The following is a 21163-nucleotide window of genomic DNA, read 5'->3' on the forward strand; positions in this document are numbered from 1 at the left end:
CAAAAACCGCACCTCGATTATCGGGTTGAAGTAATTCTTATCCGGTAGTTGGGGGCGCGGTTTTCTATGTTGAGAGCCGTGTGTTGGCGCAGGATTGCGAATATTGGCGGTGAAAAGGGTACATTTGAATTGTTGTTTTGACGATGTATCGGCCGCAAGGAGGGGACTATGGCGTTCGTGACGTTGAAGGATGTCGCTCAACGTGCCGGTGTGTCGGCTGCTGCCGTCTCCCAAATACTTCACAATAAAGGCCGCTTTTCTATCGATACGCGACAGTTGGTGCTGAAAACTGTTGAGGAAATGGGGTATGTGCCCGATCAACGTGCTCGCTCCATGCGCTCGTCGGATACTAAGACTGTTGGTTTGCTGGTTCCTGATTTGCGCAATCCGTATTTCGCCGATTTGGTCTCGTCAATGGAGGATGAGTTGTATGCCCGGGGCTATTCCACGCTGATTGGTACTTCAGCAGAAACAGTGGAACGCCAGGATGCGTTTATTGGCAATCTGCTCGGGCAGCGTATTGATGGTGCGATCGTGGTGCCGCAAGGTGTGGAGTCACCCGGGGTGCAGTCGTTGATTAAACGTAATTTGCCATTGGTGTTCGTGGATCGGCGTGTGCCGGGCGTCGAATCGGTGCCGTTTGTGGTTTCCAATCCGTATACGGGCATTCGCGAGGCGGTAGAGGAATTGGTACGTTTGGGACACCGTTGCGTGGGATATGTGTCGCATCCCTCATTAGGGTCGTTCAGCGTCAACGAACGAGAGACTGCATTCCGTGCGGTTGCGTCGGATATGCTTATCGAGGGTAACGGCGTGGTAGTCGCTTGCGACTCCACTTATGAATCGCGTACGGCAGCGGTTGAGTCGTTGCTTGATGCCGGCGTAAGCGCGATGCTGTGCGCATACTCGCCGGATGCGCTCACGATGATTGGTGTGCTGCACGACCGTGGGGTTTCGATAGGTGAGGATATGTCGCTGGTGTCGTTCGATGACATTGCGGCGTTCACCTTGATGACACCGCGTATCGCGGTGGTTTCCCAACAGGCCGAGCTGATGGGGCGGCAGGGCGTGGATTTGCTGCTGTGCCGTATTCGCTCTGGTGCTTCGGATGAGGGCGTCACCCATTCCGTGCCCACGATGTTCATCAACCGCGGGTCTGTGAAGCAGGGCCCCTCCGCAGCCGTCGCCGGCTGATTGTTTCAGTATTTTCCTGCTTCTACTACTTCTTTGTCCGTATGCGTGACACGCAGAAGACTATATTTTGACAACGATGATTTAACGTTTTATCATTACTCCCATCACTTGATAAAACGTTAAATCTTGTGACGGCGACAAGGCCTCGGCTTGGTCGTGAGGAGACGGTCATGGAAGACGTCTCCGATTTTTCGGCAAGGAAGCTGATGGAAAGGAACATCATGAAGAAGATCATTCTCGATTTGGATACCGGCATTGACGACACCTTGGCATTGTCATACATCCTTGGATCCGAAGACGCGGAACTGATTGGTATTACCGGTACCTATGGCAATGTGTTGTTGGAAACGGGTATCCGTAATGATTTGGATTTGCTGGAAATGTACGGACGACCAGATATCCCGGTGTTTAAGGGTGTGCCGCATCCCAGTGATGCGGATTCTTTCGAGGTGCCTGACAGTTCAGGCATTTTTCACGGTCGCAATGGCACCGGCAATGTTGAGGTGCCTGCAACGGCAACACGTCAGGTGTCTGATAAGTCGGCAGTCGATTTCATTATCGAATCCGCTCGCAAGTACAGCAAAGAAGAGCTTGTCTATGTGCCAACTGGTCCCTCGACCAATATTGACGCCGCATTCGTCAAAGCACCCGATATTGTTGACAAGCTCACCATCGTCATGATGGGAGGGGCGCTGACGCAGCCGGGCAACTGCAACCCCTACATGGAAGCTAATATTTCCATGGATCCCAAGGCCTCTAATCGCATGTTCTCCACTTCGGCCGACATCACGATGATTGGTCTTGATGTGACCATGCAGGCATTGATGACCAAGAAAGATACGCAGGCTCTACGCGATGTCGGCACTAAGGCCGGTGCATTTCTTGCCGACATGACTGATTACTACATCGATATCAGTGAGGAAACTGATCCTGCATTCCAGGGCGGATGCAACCTGCATGACCCATTGGCTGCTGCTGTGGCCCTTGATCCGACACTAGTTACGACTTTCCCGATTGACCTTATGGTCGAGACTGAAGGCCCGAGCATTGGGCGTACCATCGGCGATCCGACAAGATTATTGAGCCAGCCGAAGAACACCAAAGTAGCTCTTGGCGTAGATGCTGAACGATTTACTTCGCAATTCATGGAACGACTGCTGAAGCTTGCCGCCACCGTCGATTGAATCACTAAGGAAAATAAGGAGAATTGTAATGACGGAACAAATACAGTCGGTTGCTTCCATTGATGATTTTGAAGCCAACCGAGCAAAGACCAAAAAAGCACTGCCTGCACTGCTGATTGTTTTCACTTTGGGAACACTGATGATTCAGGCATTCAATCTGGTGTTCCAAAACATTGGTGATTCGCTCGGCATGTCATCAAGTGCCTCACTGATCAGCACACTACCAGGCATCGTTCTTGGTGTGGTGTGCATGCTGTATGGCACATTGTGCGACTTCATATCCCCGAAGCGTATGACGCTATTTGGCGTAGTTGCATTAGTTGCCGGTAGCTTTTTGGGGTTCTTTGGCTCGTTCAACTTCTGGGTCGTGCTCATCGCACGTATGATTCAGGTTGCTGGTGCACAAGTTGCTGGTTCTGTGTTCCTGGTGATGACAGTCAAATATCTGAATGACAAGGAAAAGGCCATCTACATTGGCATTTACAATGCTGTGTATTATTTGGCCGCTGCTATCGGTGTGTTTGCGGGAGGCTTCATCACCTCTTTCGATTGGAAGTACCTGTTCCTTGTGCCGGCGTTATCTGTGTTCTTTATTCCTCTGCTGATTAAGAACACTCCAGACATCAGTGCCAAGGGCGAGAAGATAGATTCCATTGGCGTTCTGTTGTTTGCGGTATTTGCTGCGCTCATTGCCATTTACTTCTCGTTCCCCGGAGTCGGCATGATTATTGCCTCGATTGTATTCGCTGTACTGTTTGTGCTGTGGATTTGGAAAGGCAAGAATCCGTTCCTGGGTCGTTCTTTCGTGACCAATGGTGCGTATATGTCCATTCTGTTGCTGCAATTTGTGCTGTACTTCTTCAACTTTGCTTGTGTGCCGATTTACAACGTGATTGGTGAGCAAATCTACAACGTGCCGTTGACCACGGTTTCGCTGTGTCTAACATTGGTCTACATTGTGGCCACAATTGTTGGATGCGTTTCTGGTCCAGTAATCAACAGACTCGGACGCATGCGCACACTGGTTATCGCTATCGTGCTCATGATTGTCGGCTTCGCAGGATCTGCCATATTCATTAAGAGTGGGTTCGGAGTGCTGACTTTTCTTGCCTGCTTGTTCATTGCTGGTGTTACCGCTGTATATACGCCAATCTACGACGCTGCGTCAGATGCGTTGCCGGTCGAGGAGAATGGTCGTGGCGTAGGAATTCTCGATCTGATGATGAACACTTCGGCCTCTATCGGAGTCGGCGTATACTCCAGTCTCATGGCCAGTGACACCATGGGCAAGGGTGGTCTGTTCGGTGTTGGCAGTGGTGTGGAAGCGCAGACCTCCAACATGTTCTGGATTATGTGTGCGGTTTCGGTGTTGTCGATGATTGTACTGTTCGTATTTCGCAAGAGTTTTACGGCAAAACGCAATGTCTGATTGCGCCTGCTGGTGCGGAGCATGTTGATCGAACAGACTACCGCACCAGCAGCATCTATCATTCAGAAAGGGAATATCATGCCTGCTATGGATGAAACGCTTGTTTCTCTTGATTGCATTCATGGGGCCGTGTCCGTCGTTGGCTCGATGAATGCCGATTATACCGTCACCACCGAGCGTCTGCCCAAACCGGGGGAGACAGTGCTAGGAGGGCCGTTGCGGGTGCTTCCTGGTGGCAAGTCGGGGAATCAGGCTGTTTCGGCCGCTCGTCTTGGAGCCAAAGTCCGATTGTTTGGTGTGCTCGGTTCCGACGCTAATGCGGATTTTTTGCTTGAAGCATTGAACGATACCGGTGTGGACACCAGTTATATTCGGCACGTGGATGGGGCCAGCGGGACCACGGTCATCACCGTAGACGCGGCAGGAGAGAACACGATTGTTTATTCTCCCGGCTCTAACGCTTACGTCAGTGTTGAGTATATTCAATCGATGCGGGATAATCTGACCTCAGCCGATGTACTGGGACTGTGTTTGGAAAGTCCGATGGAAACGGTCACGGCATGCGCTCGCCTCTGTCATGATGCCGGGCTCAAGGTATTGCTCAACGATTCGCCATTCGTTGCTGAACTGCCCGCTGAGCTTATCGAGGCTTCGGACATTCTGTTGGTCAATGAACATGAAATGGCACAGCTGCTGGGCATTGCCGAGCCGGACGATGACGATTGGGATGGACTGGACTGGTCTGATGTGGCGCGGCAGATGCATGACTTCGGCTTTAATCAGGCGGTAATTACGCTTGGCGGGGATGGTTCGGTAGTCATCGATGGTGATGATATCTATCGTATTGCGCCAGTTGCGGTTGAGGCCATCGACACTACCGGGTGCGGAGATGCCTTTATGGGCACGGTTCTGGCCGGACTTGCCTCGGGTCATGCGTTGGCGGACAGTGCGCAGTTGGCCTCATACGTTTCCGCGTACGCCGCGACTGGGTTCGGTGCGCAAGCCTCTTATGGTACTGCTGCTCAGATTCGTGAGCGGTTTGGTGCGAATTGATTACTGAGAAGTGTGGAGTATTGCCGACCGTGAATTGGTGCAGACCTAACGCGTTCATTTAGGCGCTATGCAGTGTCGAATGTTCTCGGCGCGGATTTTACAAAGTATTGTCAGCAAATGCATCAAGGCAATGGCGGCGGTCTGGGCGGGACTACGGCCACGCATAACAGTATCGAGTACTCGATGAGTCCTATGACGCGAAAACTCGGACCGTGATGATGCATGCCGTTATCGGCTGGAGTGATCCATACCGATTCGGGGATTCGACCAGCAGTTTTACTGAGCCGGACATCACCGTTGTCTTTGACAAGTCCGGGAAAATCCAGCGCATTGACTCCACGGTCTGGGGATTCCCGCCTGCCCGATAATTATCGGAGGGCCATGAAACATGCATGTGCACATCAGTGCTGCGGGTATGACGATGCTGCAACCATACGGCGTCATACCCGCATGACGTGAGTTACACTATGTAGTAAAGTTATTTACTGAAATACTATGTAGTATTGCGTATTGGGGCGGGGGAGGCTCAACTATGGTCACGATGAAGGAGATCGCGCAGAAATCAGGCTTCTCGCAGGCCACGGTATCCCGGCTGCTCAATGGGGACCCGACATTGTCCGTCAAAGAGGAGACGCGACGTCGTATCATCGAGGTCAGCGAGCAGCTTGGCTACGCTACCGGATCACGCCGTATCGCATTGCCACGCCGTGTGGCCGTACTCGACAACGCCACCCGCGAGGAAGAACTGGCGGACGCCTATTTCGATGAACTGCGGTCCGTGCTCGGCGACAATGCCAGAGCCCAGCACATGGAACTCACGTCGTTTTCCCATATCGATGATCTGACTGCCAACGCCGGTGATTTCGACGGTTTCATTTCCATCGGACCGTCCGTACTTTCTTCGGATGAACTGTTGAAACTCCATCGGGTATTGCCCTATGGCGTATTCATCGACATCAATCCTGCGCCCGGCCTGTTCGATTCGGTACAACCGGATTTAAGCCAAACCATTTTGGACGCATTGGATGTGTTGGTGCCTTCGGGCAAACGACGCATCGGCTATATCGGCGGTACTGGCTTCACGATGGGTTTGCACGAATACCCGGAAGACAGCCGATTAACCGCATTCCGCAATTGGACCGAGCGTTTGGGGCTGGATGCGGAAGGCCTGATTTACGCGCAAGGCGCGTTCACTGTGGACACCGGGCGCACTCTAGGGGAGAAAGCGGCTAACGATCATCGAGATGACATGCCGGATGCGTTCATCGTGGCTGCGGACTCGATTGCAGTCGGCGTACTGCAGGCGTTTACTGCTGCGGGAGTGCTGGTGCCTCGCGATACCAGTGTGATCAGTATCAATAACCAGGCCATCGCCCAGTACACTTCGCCGGCATTGACCAGTTACGATATTGACCAGAATGAGCTGGCCGATACTGCGATTACGATGCTTGCCGAGGCCATCTCCAGTCGGCGCACGCTGCACCACCACACCTTTATCTCCACCACCCTAGTGGTGCGTGACAGTTTCGTACCAGCACGATAAAGAAGCTCCCTCTGTGTGATAAAGAAGCTCCCCCGTCAGAGGGAGCTTCTTTATCGCTGCTAGAACAGTTCCAGATTCACGTCGAGCGTGTAGGCGCGATCGGCGGGCAGCTGGTACTGCTCATGGACGGGCGCGCCCCATGAATCGTCGCCGCCCACGCCCATTTGCGCGGCCAACAGGCGCAGGAACGTGTGACGGACCGGCGGCAACTCGTTCTGGTGGGTCGCCTCTTCCAGCATGAGCGAGCTGTACGGCAACAGGCTCGCCGCGAAATGTTCGCTGCCGGCCTGGCTGATACGCATGCCGTGTCCTTGGGCGTCAAGCACTTCGGCCCAACGCACGTCTTCATGGTTGCCGGTCTCCTGCGGCACCAGATACGGTGCATTGTCTTCGGCCGCGGTGCGCTCGAAAATGCCGAGCTTGCCACCGTGCAGACGGTCGCGATAGGTCTCCTCGGGGCCAAGGCCGTAGAAGCGCAGGTTCTCGTACTGCTTGGGAAGTGTCCATTCCAATCCGAATGCCGGCAGCGTCGGCGCATCGGTGGCACCGGCATATCGGGCGGTCAGATGTACACGTCCGCTGGCGGCATCCACCTCATAGCGCACGGCAACTTGGGTTTCGCCCGGTTCGGCCAACGTATATGTGTATTCGGCGATGACACCAGTCTCGGTTTGCGAGAACTGCTGATTCGCCATACGTGCATAACGGCCGGCACCGAACCAGCGCACGCGGTCGAAGCCGCTGCCATTGCCGCGATCGTTGTCGGTCAGCGGGCGGAAGCAGGTGATCGCCGGACGGCGCAACACCATTTCGCGACCGTCACGCTTGAATGACACCATGCCGCCCTGCGTGCGTGAAAGCAACGCTTCGGTACGTCCGTCACCGCTGACCACGCCGATGTTCCAGCGGCCAACCGTTACTGTACCGGTATCGGAAGTATCGGAATCAGCCGTGGAGGGAACCGCGCCGGATGCGGTCGAATCGGTTCCGGCGGAAGCCGGCGCGACTGACTGAACGGTGTATTGGCCGAACGCCAGTTCATAGCCGGCTGGTGCCCACGGTGTTGCCGTTGCCAGCGACTGATCGACCTCATAGGTGATTTCGCCAGCGGCGTCCACTGACGGGAAGTCAATCGGGAAGGTGCGGGTCTCGCCGGCGGGCACATCAAAGCGGTAGTCGGCCTGCCAGATGGCATTGCCGTCCGCCAGCAGTTTCGCCGTGAACGCGAAATCAATGGTGGAGACGAACAGATTGCGGTTTTCGATGGTCACATCGTGGTCGCTTGCGGTCAGTACCACGGGAGCGTACAGACGCTTGACCTCTTGCAGCTTCGGTGAGGGAGAGTGGTCGGCGAAGACTAGGCCGTCGCCGGCGAACTCATAGTCGCAGGGACGATCGTCCCAGTCGCCACCGTGGGTCAGGTGTTCGGTGCCGTCGTCCAGCTGCTGCCACAGGGCCTGATCGATGAAGTCCCAGATAAAGCCGCCCTGATAATGCGGGTAACGCTCCAGCTCGGTGTACAGATGCATTCCGCCGACCGAATTGCCCATGGCGTGCATATATTCGCAGGAGATATAGGGCTTCTTCGAATCATTGGTCAGATATTCCTCGATTTCCGCGGGCTTGGCATACATGCGAGTCTCGATGTCGGTCACGTCGTCAAAGGGGCGGTCGTGCACCACGCCTTCGTAATGCACGGGTCGCGTGGAGTCGGCCGCGTGAGCGAAGCGGTACATCGCGCGGAACACCTCGCCTGCGTACGATTCGTTACCCAGAGACCAGATCAGTACGCTCGGATGATTGCGGTCGCGCCCGATCATGCTGGCGATACGGTCCACGCAAGGGCCTTCCCAGATGGGATTGCTGCCCGGAATGGCGGTTTCAGGGGTCTCCACATCACCGGGAATGGTCCAGCTGCCGTGGGTCTCAAGGTTCGTCTCGTCGATCAGGTACAGGCCGTATTCATCGCACAGTTCGTAGAATCGCGTCTGATTCGGGTAGTGGGAGGTGCGAATAGCGTTGATATTGTTGCGCTTGCAGGTGATGATGTCGGTGAGCATCTCCTGCTCGGTGATGGCACGGCCCAAACGCGCGTCGAACTCGTGGCGGTTGGCGCCGCGGAAGATGATGCGCTTGCCGTTGAGTCGCATAATGCCGTCAACGATTTCGAAATGGCGGAAGCCGAGACGTTGCGGCACCACTTCGATGATGCTGTTGTCTGCTGTGCGCACGGTGAGCGTCAGCGTGTACAGGTAGGGCTTTTCGGCGCTCCATGGGCGAATGTTGGTCAGATTCGCGCGGAATTGCACGGCGGTGCTGTCGATCGCGGTGTCTGCGGTGCCGCAGCAGGGTGCGCCGGAGGGGTCGACGATGTCGGACATGGCATAGGAATCCTGCCAGACCGGCGTGCCGTTGGCATCCATGAGTACGGCGCTGAGCTGCTTGGCGTCGGCGATGTTGCGGATCACGGCATGGGCGTCGATGGTGCCGGCATGGGTGGCCGTCTCGAAATCGGCGGTGATGTGCAGGTCTTCGATGTGCACCGTGGGTTGCGCGGTGAGTTCAACGGAGCGGAATAAGCCGTGCATGCGCCAGAAGTCCTGATCTTCCAGCCAACTTGCGGTGGCGTATTCATAGCAGGCCACGGCCAGTGTATTGGTTCCGGAAATCAGTGCCTCGGTGACGTCGAATTCGCTGGGTGTGTAGGAGTCCTCGGCGTAGCCAACGAAGGAGCCGTTGAGCCAGACGTAGATGGCGGTGGAGGCGCCGTGGAAGGTCAGCGTGATGCGGCGCTTGTTTTCGATAGCGGCGGCGACGGGGGCGCTTGTCTCGAAAGTGCGGCGGTAGATGGCTACGTGACCATCGGTGGGGATGTTGGGAGCCTTGGGGTCGCTGTGGCCATCCCAGGGGTATTGCACATTGACGTACTTATGGTTCAGCAGACCTTTGGTTTCCAGTGTTGAGGGAACGGCGATGCGGCTGAAACCGGTGTCGTCATAATCGGTTGCGGTGAAATCCGGAGATCCAGCGTTGCCGGAATCGTTCATGGGGAAGCCGAAAACCGGGGCGGTCGTCACGGCGACATTCCACAAGCCGTCAAGGTTTTGCTTGAGGCTCATCGTTTCGTTCGGCTGCGGTACGTGATCGTAGAAGCGATGGTCGGAATGGGCTGGTTCGCGGTTGACGGCGAATACGGTCGGATCGGTGAGCCAATCAGATGATGCGATGGTGGTGGGGATGGGATGCTGCATAACCGCTTTCCTTGAGTTGATAACCACGTTGTCGATTCAGAGAGTAAAACTCTTTACTGATTATGGTAAAACCTGATGGTGCAAATCGCAAGTTACTGGAGGTATTTTCTGTGGCGGTGTGTCGCGCTGTCGATAATTCATATGGTGATAGAGGTGTGTATTCGTTGGAATTCTGCGATTTTTGCGAGTGCTGTGACATTGGTTTTGAGGTTGGTTCTATTGACAATAATTAGTGAAAAAAATTATTAAATCTTGGTAATGATGTACACTCTCTAACGAGGTCGGAGAAGACCTCACCGAGAATGACTCCAAGGAGGAGATGTCAATGTCCGTTTCACAGTCGCCGGAGAGCGAATCCCAATCACCGAATCCGGCCGGAGATGAATCCGGCCAGATAAATCGTCCTACCAAAGCAGAGGCTCTGAGGCGCCGTGCCGCCTATGCTTTCGGTAATCTAGGCCAGTCGGCGTTCTATAACGCGCTGAGCACCTATTTCGTCGTTTACGTGACCAGCGTGCTGTTCGTCAATGTCGAGAAAGCCTTGGCCACCAAACTCATCGCACTGATCACAAGCCTTATCGTGATAATCCGTATCGCAGAGATCTTCCTGGACCCGTTACTGGGTAACTTGGTGGACAACACCAACACCCGCTTCGGCCGGTTCCGCCCGTGGCAGTTCATCGGCGGCTTGGTCTCCGCCGTGCTGCTCGTCATGGTCTACACCGGTCTGTTCGGGCTGGTCAACGTGAACCAGACCTGGTTCATCGTGCTGTTCGTCGTGGTGTTCATCGTCCTCGACGTGTTCTATTCGATGCGTGACATCTCCTACTGGGGCATGATTCCCGCCATCTCCTCCGACTCGCACGAACGCAGCGTATATACTGCGCTCGGTACGTTCACCGGTTCGATTGGCTATAACGGCAGCACCATTGTCGTGGTACCAATCGTGACCACTTTCAGTTTCATGTTCACTGGTGCTCGCGCCGAAAGTCAGTCGGGCTGGACGGCATTCGGCATCATCACCGCATTGCTCGGCATCCTGACCGCATGGACCGTGGCGTTCGGCACCAAAGAAAACGAAAGCGCCCTGCGTTCCAAGGCAGATCAGAGCGGCAACCCGCTGCAGGCGTTCGCCGCTATCGCAAAAAATGACCAGCTGCTGTGGGTGGCGTTGAGCTACCTGCTGTATGCAGTGGCGAATGTGGCCACCAACGGCGTGATGTTCTATCTGTTCAAGTTCGTGCTTAACCTGCCGGATGCCTTCGCGATCACTGGCGTGGTCCCCGTGATCGCGGGCTTGGTCATGGCGCCGCTCTACCCGGCTCTGAACCGCCGCATACCGCGCCGATACCTGTTCTGCGGCGGCATGATACTTATGGTAATCGGCTATGTGCTGTTCATTCTCGATTCGACCAGCCTGCCCGTGGTGATCGTGGCGTTGATTCTGTTCTACCTGCCTGGCACGTTCATCCAGATGACCGCGATCCTCTCCCTGACCGATTCCATCGAATACGGCCAGTTCAAGACCGGCAAGCGCAACGAGGCCGTAACCCTCTCCGTGCGTCCGATGCTCGACAAGATCGCGGGCGCGCTGTCCAACGGCATCGTCGGCTTCGTGGCCGTTGCCGCCGGTATGGTCGGCTCCGCCACCGCCGCCGACATGACCGCCGCCAACGTGCGCACCTTCGAGACCTTCGCGCTCTACATCCCGCTTGCCTTCATCGTGTTGAGTCTTCTCGTCTTCATGTTCACGGTGAAGATCGACGAAAAGATGCACGAACGCATTGTCATCGAGCTGGAAGAGAAGCTCGGCGTGGACAGCCTCGACGATTAGTCGTGCATGAGTAACGCATTCCGTCGCTATCCCAAATCCTACGGTTCCCAATGAAAATACGTCGGAGCATCATTCGTTAGCTACACATATGCCGATGCTACTGAAGAACCTGCCCGACAAGCAGGGCAACGGTGAGAAGGTAGATTGGCTCGGCTTCACTATGACGAATGCCGCCAACGGGCACCAACCTCGTTGGCGGCATTCGTCTTTCCAGGACACCGCAATCGCGGATGCATGCCGTTTACGCGTTGAATACGTATTGGTCAAGGCGGCGCATGGCTTCCTTGATGCGGCTTAAGGGCAACGCAAGGTTGACACGGATGCTGTAGGGAACCTGGAACATGCTGCCGTCCTGCCAATCGACGCCCACATCCCAGCCGCGCTTCTCCAATTCCGCCAAAGTCAAACCATGGGCCTTACACCACTGCTCGCAGTCGAGCAGCAGCATGTAGGTACCCTCTGGCTTGGCCAAACTCACCCCTTGGAAATGCTTGGTGATGTAGTCATAGGCGTAGTCGACATTGCCGGTGAGCACCTCTTTGAGTTCGTCGAGCCACTCATGCCCCTCAGGCTTGTAGGCACCGATAAGCGCATGCATGGAAAGCACGTTCATCTCGTTATAGTGGGACTTCGAGCCCTTGGCCACGATCCGGTCGCGCAGCATGGGGTTATAGATAATGTGGTAGCTGCCCACGAGCCCGGCGAGGTTGAAGGTCTTGCTGGGCGCGTAGAACGCCGCGGTTCTATTGCGTGCGTCCTCGCTGACCGACTGGGTGGGGATGTGCTGGTGATTCCCCAGAGTCAAATCGGACCAAATCTCGTCGGAAATGACCACGCAATCGTTGGCCTTGTACACTTCCATGGCCTTCTCGATTTCCCAACGCTCCCACACGCGCCCGCAAGGATTGTGAGGGCTGCAGAACACGGCCACATGGATGTGATGCTCCTTGAGTTTCTTATCCATATCCTCGTAATCCATGCGCCATACGCCGTGCTCGTCCAACTTGAACGGGCTGTGGACGATGCGATAGCCGTTGTTCTCGATGCACATGGTGAACCCGATGTAAGTCGGGCTGTGCAGGAGCACGCTGTCGCCAGGAGCGGCGAACGCGGTCAGCGTACTGATCACGCCACCCAAGACCCCGTTCTCATAGCCGATCGCCTCGCTGGTCAATCCGGTAACCCCATTGCGCGTGGATTGCCAGTCGATAATGGAGTTGTAATAGTCGTCGGTGGGGGAGAAGTACCCGTAGGCGGGATGCTTCGCCCGTTCGATGATGGCCTGCGGAATGGTGGGCACGGTCGGGAAGTTCATGTCCGCCACCCACATCGGAATCACGTCAAATCCGTCCTTCGGCGGGTCGGGAGCGAAACCTAGGTCGGTTCCCAACCCATCGACCGCAATCGCATCCTTGCCGTGCCTGTTCATAATCGACGTGAAATCGTACGTCATTCCTCAATAATCCTTTCTCCGGCCCATACGGGAGCCGCCCCTGAACCAGATTGCAATATCGCCGGTAAAGGAGCCTAGCGTGTTTGCTGACAATGGTGCACGCGATGAATACAAAAATGAGAAAAAAATGAACATTCCTGATGAACATTCCCATCGATTTGACCGCGTGGCGTGTTACGATATGCACCGTTGTGAGGCGGTGATCCGTTATCAGCGGGGAGTCTTCGGAAGAACGGCGGCAATCGCCCAGTAGAACCGACGGGATCGGCCCGAGACAGCCGAACACAAGCGGTCGCGCAGGCTCGCGGCTCCGAGTGCAACAGTTCGGAGCGGCGCAACTGGTGCGATAAGCGAGGTGGTACCGCGGTGCGGAGCGCATACCAGCGCCCGTCATCGTCCTCGTAGGCAGGAACGGCAAACATGGCTGTTCCGGGCGGAACACAGTCAGTTCCGGCTGCGAGGCGATTGACGCAATCGGCCCCACGGTTCGGTGCGTGACATTCGTGAACCCAGCCGGCACACGTCGGCGCCCGGCAATCGCCATCAATGACGCTCCTGTAGGACCAGTGCACAGTACTAACAGGAGATTTACGGTGAGCGAAAACGTATATCCCAAGGCGAACGAGGGCGGCGAGACCGCGCACGTCGCGCCGAACCCCAGCTTCCCCGACATGGAGGAGACCGTTCTCGACTACTGGGACAAGGACGACACTTTCCAGAAGTCCGTTGAACGCAACCCTTCCGGCGACCACAGCCAGAACGAATTCGTGTTCTTCGATGGCCCGCCTTTTGCGAACGGTCTGCCGCACTACGGCCACCTGCTGACCGGCTACGCCAAGGACGTGATCCCGCGCTACCAGACTATGCAGGGCCGCAAGGTCAACCGCGTGTTCGGCTGGGATACCCACGGCCTGCCCGCCGAGCTTGAGGCGCAGAAGGAGCTCGGCATCGACTCGGTCGACCAGATCGAGAAGATGGGCATCGACAAGTTCAACGACGCCTGCCGCGCCTCCGTGCTGAAGTACACCAACGAATGGCAGAACTACGTGCATCGTCAGGCCCGTTGGGTGGACTTCGAGCACGGCTACAAGACCCTGAACATCCCGTACATGGAGTCCGTGATGTGGGCCTTCAAGCAGCTCTACGACAAGGGCCTGGCCTACCAGGGCTACCGTGTGCTGCCATATTGCCCGAAGGACCGCACACCGCTGAGCGCGCACGAGCTGCGCATGGACGCTGACGTGTACCAGAATCGTCAGGACTCCACCGTGTCCGTGGCCGTGAAGATGCGCGATGAAGACGACGCCTACGCCGTCTTCTGGACCACCACCCCGTGGACCGTTCCCACCAACTTCGCCATCGTGGTCGGTGCTGACATTGATTATGTCGAGGTGCGCCCCACCGAAGGCAGGTTCGCCGGCAAGAAGTTCTACTTCGGCAAGCCGCTGCTGCCGCACTACGAGAAGGAACTCGGCGAGAACTACGAGGTCGTGCGCGAGCTCAAGGGCTCCGAGCTGGCTGGTCGTCGCTACTATCCGGTCTTCCCGTACTTCGCAGGTCAGAAGGCCGAGACCGAAGGCAACGTGCCCGGCCCGAACGGCTACACGATCTTCACCGCCGACTACGTCGACACTGTCGAAGGTACCGGTCTGGTTCACCAGGCTCCCTACGGTGAAGACGATATGAACACGCTGAACGCGCACGGAGTCAAGAGCACGGATGTGCTCGACGCCGGCTGCCGTTTCACCTCCCAGTGCCCCGAGTACGAGGGCATGTACGTGTTCGACGCGAACAAGCCGATCCTGCGCAACCTGCGTGCCGGCGACGGCCCACTCGCCGAGATTCCCGAAGACCAGCGCGCGATCCTCTTTCAGGAGAAGAGCTACGTGCACTCCTACCCGCACTGCTGGCGCTGCGCCACCCCGCTGATTTACAAGCCGGTGTCCTCCTGGTTCGTGTCCGTGACCAAGATCAAGCCGCGTCTACTGGAATTGAACCAGCAGATCAACTGGATCCCGGGCAACGTCAAGGACGGCCAGTTCGGCAAGTGGCTCGCCAACGCGCGCGACTGGTCCATCTCCCGCAACCGTTTCTGGGGTTCCCCGATTCCGGTGTGGGTGAGTGACGATCCGAAGTACCCGCGTGTGGACGTCTACGGTTCTCTCGAAGAACTCAAGGCCGACTTCGGCGACTACCCGCGCGACAGGGACGGCAACATCAACATGCACCGTCCGTGGATTGACAACCTGGTCCGCGTCAACCCGGACGACCCGACCGGCAAGTCGCACATGCACCGTATTTCCGATGTGCTCGACTGCTGGTTCGAGTCCGGTTCCATGTCGTTCGCGCAGTTCCACTACCCGTTCGAGAACAAGGAGAAGTTCGAGCAGCACTTCCCGGCCGACTACATCGTCGAATACATCGGACAGACCCGTGGCTGGTTCTACCTGCTGCACGTCATGGCGACCGCCCTGTTCGACCGCCCGGCGTTCAAGAACGTGATCTGCCACGGCATCGTGCTCGGCTCCGACGGCCAGAAGATGTCCAAGCACCTGCGCAACTACCCGGACGTGAACGGCGTGTTCGACAGGTACGGTTCCGACGCCATGCGCTGGTTCCTCATGTCTTCGCCGATTCTGCGCGGCGGCAACCTGATCGTCACCGCCGAAGGCATTCGCGACACCGTGCGCCAAGTCATGCTGCCGGTGTGGAGCTCCTACTACTTCTTCACGCTGTACGCCAACGCGGCCAACGGTGGCGCTGGATTCGACGCCCGCCAGCTGCGTGCTGATGAGGTCGCTGGTCTGCCGCAGATGGATCGCTATCTGCTGGCTCGCACCCGCCGTCTGGTGGAGCGTGTGGAGAAGTCGCTGAACGAGTTCGCGATTTCCGACGCCTGCGATGCGGTCTCCGACTTCATCGACGTGCTCACCAACTGGTACATCCGCAACACCCGTGACCGCTTCTGGAACGAGGATGCCAACGCGTTCAATACGCTGTACACCGTGCTTGAGGCGTTCATGCGTGTACTTGCACCGCTTGCTCCGATGGAAGCCGAGTCCGTGTGGCGCGGCCTGACCGGTGGCGAGTCCGTGCATCTGGCCGACTGGCCGTATGTGGCGGACGAGAAGACCGGTGCGGATACCGAACTTGGTCGCGTGCTGGTTGACGATTCGGCTTTGGTTGCCGCGATGGAGAAGGTCCGCGAGGTCGTTTCCGGCACTCTGTCCCTGCGCAAGTCCGCCAAGGTCCGCGTGCGTCAGCCGCTTGCCAAGCTCACTGTGGTGGCCGAGGATGTGGACGCCGTCAAGGCCTACGGCGAGTTGCTGAAGTCTGAGCTCAACGTCAAGGACATCGAATTCTGCACGATGGAGGACGCCGGTTCCCAAGGTCTGAAGATCATGCACGAGCTGCGCGTGAACGCTCGCGCTGCCGGCCCGCGTCTGGGCAAGCAGGTGCAGTTCGCCATCAAGGCCTCCAAGTCCGGCGACTGGAGCGTAAACGCTTCCGGCGCTCCGGTGGTTTCCACGCCGTCCGGCGATTTGGAACTGGTCGAAGGCGAGTACGAGCTCATCAACCGCGTGGAAGAGGAGAACGCCACCGAGGCCGCCGCTTCGGTCTCCGCCGCGCTGCCGACCGGTGGTTTCGTGATCCTCGACACCGCGCTGGATGCCGATTTGCTGGCCGAGGGCTACGCCCGCGATGTGATTCGTTCTGTGCAGGACGCACGTAAGGCTGCCGATCTGGACATCGCGGACCGTATCTCGCTGGTGCTGACCGTGCCTGCTGACGACGTGGCCAAGGTCGAGCAGTTCCGCGACCTGATCGCCCACGAGACGCTGGCGACCTCCTTCGAGGTGAAGGAAGGCGCCGAGCTGAGCGTAGAGGTTGTTAAGGCGTGATGCTGATGGGCGGCTGAGCTAAGGTTCTGATTCCGCCTGCTCGCTGAGGGTGGTCTTGCTGCTGATTGAGCAGCGGGGCCACTCTTTTTTGTGCCCCGAGACATACGTCAACTATCCGCTCGAACTAGACAGGAGTCTGTATGAGCGCTCCTATTTTGAAAAAACCTCACTAATGCAGTTTTTTCAAAATAGGAGAGTCAATGAAATGGAAATTTAGTCGACATGCCAGAGTTTCATGTTCGTTAATAGAAGTGGCCTTAACGCCAAGCAGTGAGACCATTCTTTGTACATCGCGGTATGCTTACGTTGTGCATGTGTCGCACCCCACTGGGGTGCGTGGATTGAAATAAGAACAGATTCGTAGGACACTGCGAAAAAACAGATAGGGTGCTTTCCTCCATCAACAGCGGAAAGCACCCTATTCTTATGGTCTATCTGCCCTAATTAGAGCACCTCACTCCGCAGCAATCGCGGCCTTGAGCTCCTCGACCTTGTCGGTCTTCTCCCACGGGAACTCAACGTCTGTGCGGCCGAAATGGCCGTAAGCGGCGGTCTTCAAGTAGATCGGGCGCTTCAGGTCGAGCTCGTCGATGATGGCGGCGGGGCGCAGGTCGAAGACCTTGCGCACGGCGGCGGCGATCTGGCCGCGCGTCACGCCTTGCTCGGTGCCGAAGGTCTCCACGTTGACGGATACCGGGTCGGCAACACCAATAGCGTAGGCGATTTGGATCTCGACCTTGTGGGCCAGGCCGGCAGCCACGATGTTCTTCGCAACCCAACGGGTGGCGTACGCGGCGGAACGATCGACCTTGGACGGGTCCTTGCCGGAGAACGCGCCACCGCCGTGGTGGGCAGCGCCACCGTAGGTGTCGACGATGATCTTGCGGCCGGTCAGACCGGCGTCGGCCGCCGGGCCGCCCAGGATGAACGAACCAGTCGGGTTGACCAGCTGGCGGTAGTTGTCATGCGGCACCTTGGAACCCAGCACCTCATCAAGCACCGGGTCAATCACGTGCTTCTTCAGCTCAACAGCAAGCCAATCCTGCGTAACCTCAGGATCGTGCTGAGTGGAGATCAGCACGGTGTCCAGACGAACGGGCTTATCGTTATCGTCATACTCAATGGTCACCTGGGTCTTGCCGTCCGGGCGCAGGTGCGGCACTTCGCCGGACTTACGAACCTCGGTCAGACGGAAGGCGAGGCGATGTGCCAAGTAGATCGGAAGCGGCATCAGCGTCGGGGTCTCGTCGGTGGCGTAGCCAAACATCACGCCCTGATCGCCGGCACCCTGTGCTTCGTAACGCTCTTCGCGGCTGGCGGCGGTCTCCTGATCGCCAGTCAGACGGGCAACGCCTTGGTTGATTTCGGCGCTCTGCTCGGTGATGGCCACGACCACGCCGCAGGAATCGGCGTCAAGGCCGACTTCGGAGGAGGTGTAGCCGATGTTGCGCAAGGTTTCGCGGACCTTGGACTGCACGTCGCAGTACCCCTTGGACGTGACTTCGCCGAAGACCAGGAACACGCCGGTGGCGGCGGAGGTCTCCACGGCCACATGGCTGGACGAATCCTGGGCCAGCAAATCATCAAGAATGGCGTCGGAGATTTGATCGCAGACCTTGTCAGGGTGGCCTTCGGTCACGGATTCGGCGGAAATAAGCCGATGTTCTTCTGTCATATCATCCCTTTCTTCAGGACTTATCGCCCCGCGGGATGCGAGGCACAATGATACGGTGTCAATTTTTACTTGTCACTGCGGAAGCGGGCATAAATAAAGGCTCGTGCCAACCAGCGCGGTGGCGCGAGCCTTACGTCTTGTTCGCTCCTGATGTTGAGTTATAGCCGATTGCGATAGCTCAGGCAAGCGTGTCGCTCAAAATCAGTTGTGAGAGAACTCTCACACCATCATTCGGCGACGAACTGTCCAAACAATCCAAACGAATTGTCGGAATCGATCAGTTGCCCTCGTTGGCGTCGTCCTCGCCCAAGGTCTCCTCAAGCAGGCCCTCGTCGATTTCGCGGAAGGCGATGGACAGGGGCTTCTCATTGTTCTGGTATTCGACCAGCGGGCCGATGTTTTGCAGCAGGCCCTCGTTGAGCTGCGTGAAGTAGGAGTTGATCTGGCGTGCGCGCTTGGCGGCGAAAATGGCCAGCGCGTACTTGGAATCGGCGTGCTTCATCAGGTCGTCGATCGGCGGGTTCGCAAGACCGTCGGGTGTCGGGTCAGTACCAAAAGCCATTGTTCTTATCTCCAGACATTGGAAAATCTATCTCAACCGAAGCAAGTGTAGCCGTTTGGGGGGACTTCTGCCGGACCTCCGCCAGACTTCCAGTGGAGGAATGTATTCCAAAAATATGTGTGAGAAACGTTACGCTTTTGCAAATTCCATTATTCGACTCTTGACAAGTGGCGTGTCCCTCACAAGGGCTTGAATAGAACCATGACTGAAATGCGATCTGCAAAAATTATGTCAGGGCGTGTCTTTGCAGGCGCCCGAGCCCTCTACCGTGCTGCAGGCGTCAGCGGAGACGACATGGGCAAGAAGCCCATCATCGCCATCGCCAACTCGTTCGATGAGTTCCTGCCCGGCCACGTCCACCTCAACAAGGTCGGCCGCATCGTTTCCGAGGCTATCAAGGAAGCCGGCGGCATTCCGCGCGAGTTCAACACGATGGCCGTGGACGACGGCATCGCCATGGGTCACACCGGCATGCTCTACTCCCTGCCCTCCCGCGACATCATCGCCGACACCGTCGAATACCAGTGCAATGCGCACTGTGCCGACGCCCTGATCTGCATCCCGAACTGCGACAAGGTCGTGCCGGGCATGCTGATGGCCGCCCTGCGCCTCAACATCCCGACCGTGTTCGTCTCCGGTGGCCCGATGGAGGCCGGCACCACGGTGCTCGCCGACGGCACCGTCAAGAGCACCGACCTTATCGACGTGATGTACGCCACCGCCGATGACAGCGTCTCCGATGAGGAACTGCTCAACTATGAGAAGACCGTCTGCCCGACCTGCGGCTCCTGCGCCGGCATGTTCACCGCCAACTCGATGAACTGCCTGACCGAGGCCATCGGCCTGGCCCTGCCCGGCAACGGCACCATCCTCGCCTCACACTCCTACCGCAAGGACCTGTTCGAGCGTGCCGCCAAGCAGGTCGTCAAGATCGCCCACCAGTACTACGACGATTCCGACGATTCCGTGCTGCCGCGCTCCATCGCCACCAAGGAAGCCTTCGAGAACGCCATGACCATGGATGTGGCCATGGGCGGTTCCACCAACACCGTGCTGCACATCCTCGCCATGGCCCAGTCCGCCGACGTGGACTTCACCTTGGACGACATCGAGCGTATTTCCCACACCGTGCCGTGCATCTGCAAGGCCTCGCCGTCCGGCAAGTGGGAGATTTCCGACGTGCACCGCGCCGGCGGCATCACCGGCATCCTCGGCGAGCTCGACCGCGCCGGCAAGCTGCACACCAACGTGCACTCCATCGACTACCCGACGCTGGAAGCCAAGCTGGCCGATTGGGACATCATGCGCCCGACCTGCACCGAGGAAGCCCAGCAGATGTACAAGGCCGCTCCTGGCCACATCATCTCCCCGGAGCCGTGGACGCACACCACCCTGTTCGACTCGCTCGACCGTGACCGCGCCAACGGCGCCATCCACGACATCAACCACCCGGAGATTCACGAAGGCGGCCTCGCCGTGCTGCGTGGCAACCTGGCCCCCGACGGCTGCGTGGTCAAGACCGCCGGTGTTCCGCCGGAGATCTGGAAGTTCCGTGGACCGGCTCTGGTGGTCGACTCCCAGGAGCAGGCCATCGAGGTCATTCTGAACGACACCCTGAAGCCCGGCATGGCGCTTGTGATTCGTTACGAAGGCCCGAAGGGTGGCCCGGGCATGCAGGAAATGCTGTACCCGACCTCCTTCGTCAAGGGCAAGGACATCGGCAAGCAGGTCGCCATGCTCACCGACGGTCGCTACTCCGGCGGTTCCTCCGGTCTGGCCATCGGCCACATGGCGCCTGAGGCTGCCAACAAGGGCCCGGTGGCGCTCATCAAGAACGGTGACATCATCGATATCGATATCGAAGCCCGTTCCGTGAACGTCGAACTGACTGACGAGCAGCTGGACGAGCGTCGTCGCGAGCTTGAGGCTGGCGACGGCTACGTGGCTCACCGCAACCGTCACGTCTCCCAGGCGCTGAAGGCGTACGCCGCCTTCGCCCGCTCGGCCGACAAGGGTGCGACGCGTGACCCGGAGCTGATCAACAAGCTCTCCGGTCTCAACTGATCGCCGATTGCATAGCTGA

Annotated in this window: 13 protein-coding genes and 1 riboswitch; of the genes, 9 read left to right on the plus strand and 4 right to left on the minus strand. The window is 57.5% G+C overall.

The genetic code is table 11. The features are described from left to right. The first annotated feature begins 168 nt into the window (after positions 1–168). The 5 genes from ACEUKI_RS00190 to ACEUKI_RS00210 all read left to right on the plus strand — a co-directional run bounded on the left by ACEUKI_RS00190 (position 169) and on the right by ACEUKI_RS00210 (position 6403). Positions 169–1194 carry a LacI family DNA-binding transcriptional regulator gene (locus ACEUKI_RS00190; protein WP_115769902.1) on the plus strand — a complete coding sequence of 342 codons (1026 nt, stop codon included), beginning with the start codon at positions 169–171 and terminating at the stop codon, positions 1192–1194. A 170-nt stretch (positions 1195–1364) separates the two neighbouring features. Then, on the plus strand, positions 1365–2378 hold the full coding sequence (locus ACEUKI_RS00195) for a nucleoside hydrolase (RefSeq protein WP_236838298.1): 1014 nt from the start codon (positions 1365–1367) through the stop codon (positions 2376–2378). A gap of 28 nt (positions 2379–2406) precedes the next feature. Beyond that, entirely contained in the window at positions 2407–3807 is a 1401-nt protein-coding gene (locus tag ACEUKI_RS00200) for an MFS transporter (RefSeq protein ID WP_058061058.1), read from the plus strand. An 87-nt stretch (positions 3808–3894) separates the two neighbouring features. Further along, positions 3895–4860: a ribokinase gene (locus ACEUKI_RS00205; protein WP_374156350.1), complete on the plus strand. Its 966-nt coding sequence runs from the start codon at positions 3895–3897 to the stop codon at positions 4858–4860. A gap of 532 nt (positions 4861–5392) precedes the next feature. Then, positions 5393–6403, plus strand: coding sequence for a LacI family DNA-binding transcriptional regulator (locus ACEUKI_RS00210; protein ID WP_374156328.1), 1011 nt, complete (start codon positions 5393–5395; stop codon positions 6401–6403). A 59-nt stretch (positions 6404–6462) separates the two neighbouring features. On the opposite strand, the gene ACEUKI_RS00215 is transcribed toward ACEUKI_RS00210, so the two are convergent. Next, the gene (locus ACEUKI_RS00215) at positions 6463–9654 is read right to left on the minus strand and encodes a glycoside hydrolase family 2 TIM barrel-domain containing protein (RefSeq protein ID WP_374156329.1); all 3192 of its coding nucleotides are present in this window, start codon (positions 9652–9654) and stop codon (positions 6463–6465) included. A 325-nt stretch (positions 9655–9979) separates the two neighbouring features. On the opposite strand from ACEUKI_RS00215, the gene ACEUKI_RS00220 reads away from it, so the two are divergent. Next, positions 9980–11488 carry a glycoside-pentoside-hexuronide (GPH):cation symporter gene (locus tag ACEUKI_RS00220; protein WP_374156330.1) on the plus strand — a complete coding sequence of 503 codons (1509 nt, stop codon included), beginning with the start codon at positions 9980–9982 and terminating at the stop codon, positions 11486–11488. 241 nt (positions 11489–11729) lie between these two features. On the opposite strand, the gene ACEUKI_RS00225 is transcribed toward ACEUKI_RS00220, so the two are convergent. Beyond that, a complete protein-coding gene (locus tag ACEUKI_RS00225; protein WP_115769905.1) occupies positions 11730–12941 on the minus strand; it encodes a MalY/PatB family protein in 1212 nt (403 codons plus the stop codon). Positions 12942–13020: 79 nt separating this feature from the next. Between ACEUKI_RS00225 and ACEUKI_RS00230 the strand changes: the two genes are divergently transcribed. Together ACEUKI_RS00230 and ileS are read left to right on the plus strand one after the other, a co-directional pair. Beyond that, a complete protein-coding gene (locus ACEUKI_RS00230; RefSeq protein WP_156603998.1) occupies positions 13021–13194 on the plus strand; it encodes a hypothetical protein in 174 nt (57 codons plus the stop codon). A gap of 340 nt (positions 13195–13534) precedes the next feature. Beyond that, positions 13535–16843 (plus strand): mupirocin-resistant isoleucine--tRNA ligase, encoded by a 3309-nt coding sequence (gene ileS / locus ACEUKI_RS00235; protein WP_115769907.1) that lies wholly within the window; start codon positions 13535–13537, stop codon positions 16841–16843. Between the two features lie 454 nt (positions 16844–17297). Here the strand turns inward: ileS and metK are convergent, their stop codons facing one another. Together metK and rpoZ are read right to left on the minus strand one after the other, a co-directional pair. After that, a complete protein-coding gene (metK, locus tag ACEUKI_RS00240; RefSeq protein WP_077422213.1) occupies positions 17298–18518 on the minus strand; it encodes a methionine adenosyltransferase in 1221 nt (406 codons plus the stop codon). Then, a riboswitch (SAM riboswitch) is annotated at positions 18514–18573 on the minus strand. It overlaps the preceding gene by 5 nt. A gap of 222 nt (positions 18574–18795) precedes the next feature. Continuing rightward, positions 18796–19080 carry a DNA-directed RNA polymerase subunit omega gene (gene rpoZ / locus ACEUKI_RS00245; protein WP_007053158.1) on the minus strand — a complete coding sequence of 95 codons (285 nt, stop codon included), beginning with the start codon at positions 19078–19080 and terminating at the stop codon, positions 18796–18798. A 201-nt stretch (positions 19081–19281) separates the two neighbouring features. Between rpoZ and ilvD the strand changes: the two genes are divergently transcribed. Beyond that, on the plus strand, positions 19282–21144 hold the full coding sequence (gene ilvD, locus ACEUKI_RS00250; RefSeq protein WP_115769908.1) for a dihydroxy-acid dehydratase: 1863 nt from the start codon (positions 19282–19284) through the stop codon (positions 21142–21144). Positions 21145–21163 lie beyond the last annotated feature (19 nt).

Origin of the sequence: Bifidobacterium sp. 2450 (assembly GCF_041900695.1) — a bacterium.
Classification (GTDB): domain Bacteria; phylum Actinomycetota; class Actinomycetes; order Actinomycetales; family Bifidobacteriaceae; genus Bifidobacterium; species Bifidobacterium longum.

Coding starts and splice junctions, on each gene's coding strand:
- ACEUKI_RS00190 (WP_115769902.1), top strand. CDS start 169: ATGGCGTTCGTGACGTTGAAGGATGTCGCTCAACGTGCCGGTGTGTCG.
- ACEUKI_RS00195 (WP_236838298.1), top strand. CDS start 1,365: ATGGAAGACGTCTCCGATTTTTCGGCAAGGAAGCTGATGGAAAGGAAC.
- ACEUKI_RS00200 (WP_058061058.1), top strand. CDS start 2,407: ATGACGGAACAAATACAGTCGGTTGCTTCCATTGATGATTTTGAAGCC.
- ACEUKI_RS00205 (WP_374156350.1), top strand. CDS start 3,895: ATGGATGAAACGCTTGTTTCTCTTGATTGCATTCATGGGGCCGTGTCC.
- ACEUKI_RS00210 (WP_374156328.1), top strand. CDS start 5,393: ATGGTCACGATGAAGGAGATCGCGCAGAAATCAGGCTTCTCGCAGGCC.
- ACEUKI_RS00215 (WP_374156329.1), bottom strand. CDS start 9,654: ATGCAGCATCCCATCCCCACCACCATCGCATCATCTGATTGGCTCACC.
- ACEUKI_RS00220 (WP_374156330.1), top strand. CDS start 9,980: ATGTCCGTTTCACAGTCGCCGGAGAGCGAATCCCAATCACCGAATCCG.
- ACEUKI_RS00225 (WP_115769905.1), bottom strand. CDS start 12,941: ATGACGTACGATTTCACGTCGATTATGAACAGGCACGGCAAGGATGCG.
- metK (WP_077422213.1), bottom strand. CDS start 18,518: ATGACAGAAGAACATCGGCTTATTTCCGCCGAATCCGTGACCGAAGGC.
- rpoZ (WP_007053158.1), bottom strand. CDS start 19,080: ATGGCTTTTGGTACTGACCCGACACCCGACGGTCTTGCGAACCCGCCG.
- ilvD (WP_115769908.1), top strand. CDS start 19,282: ATGACTGAAATGCGATCTGCAAAAATTATGTCAGGGCGTGTCTTTGCA.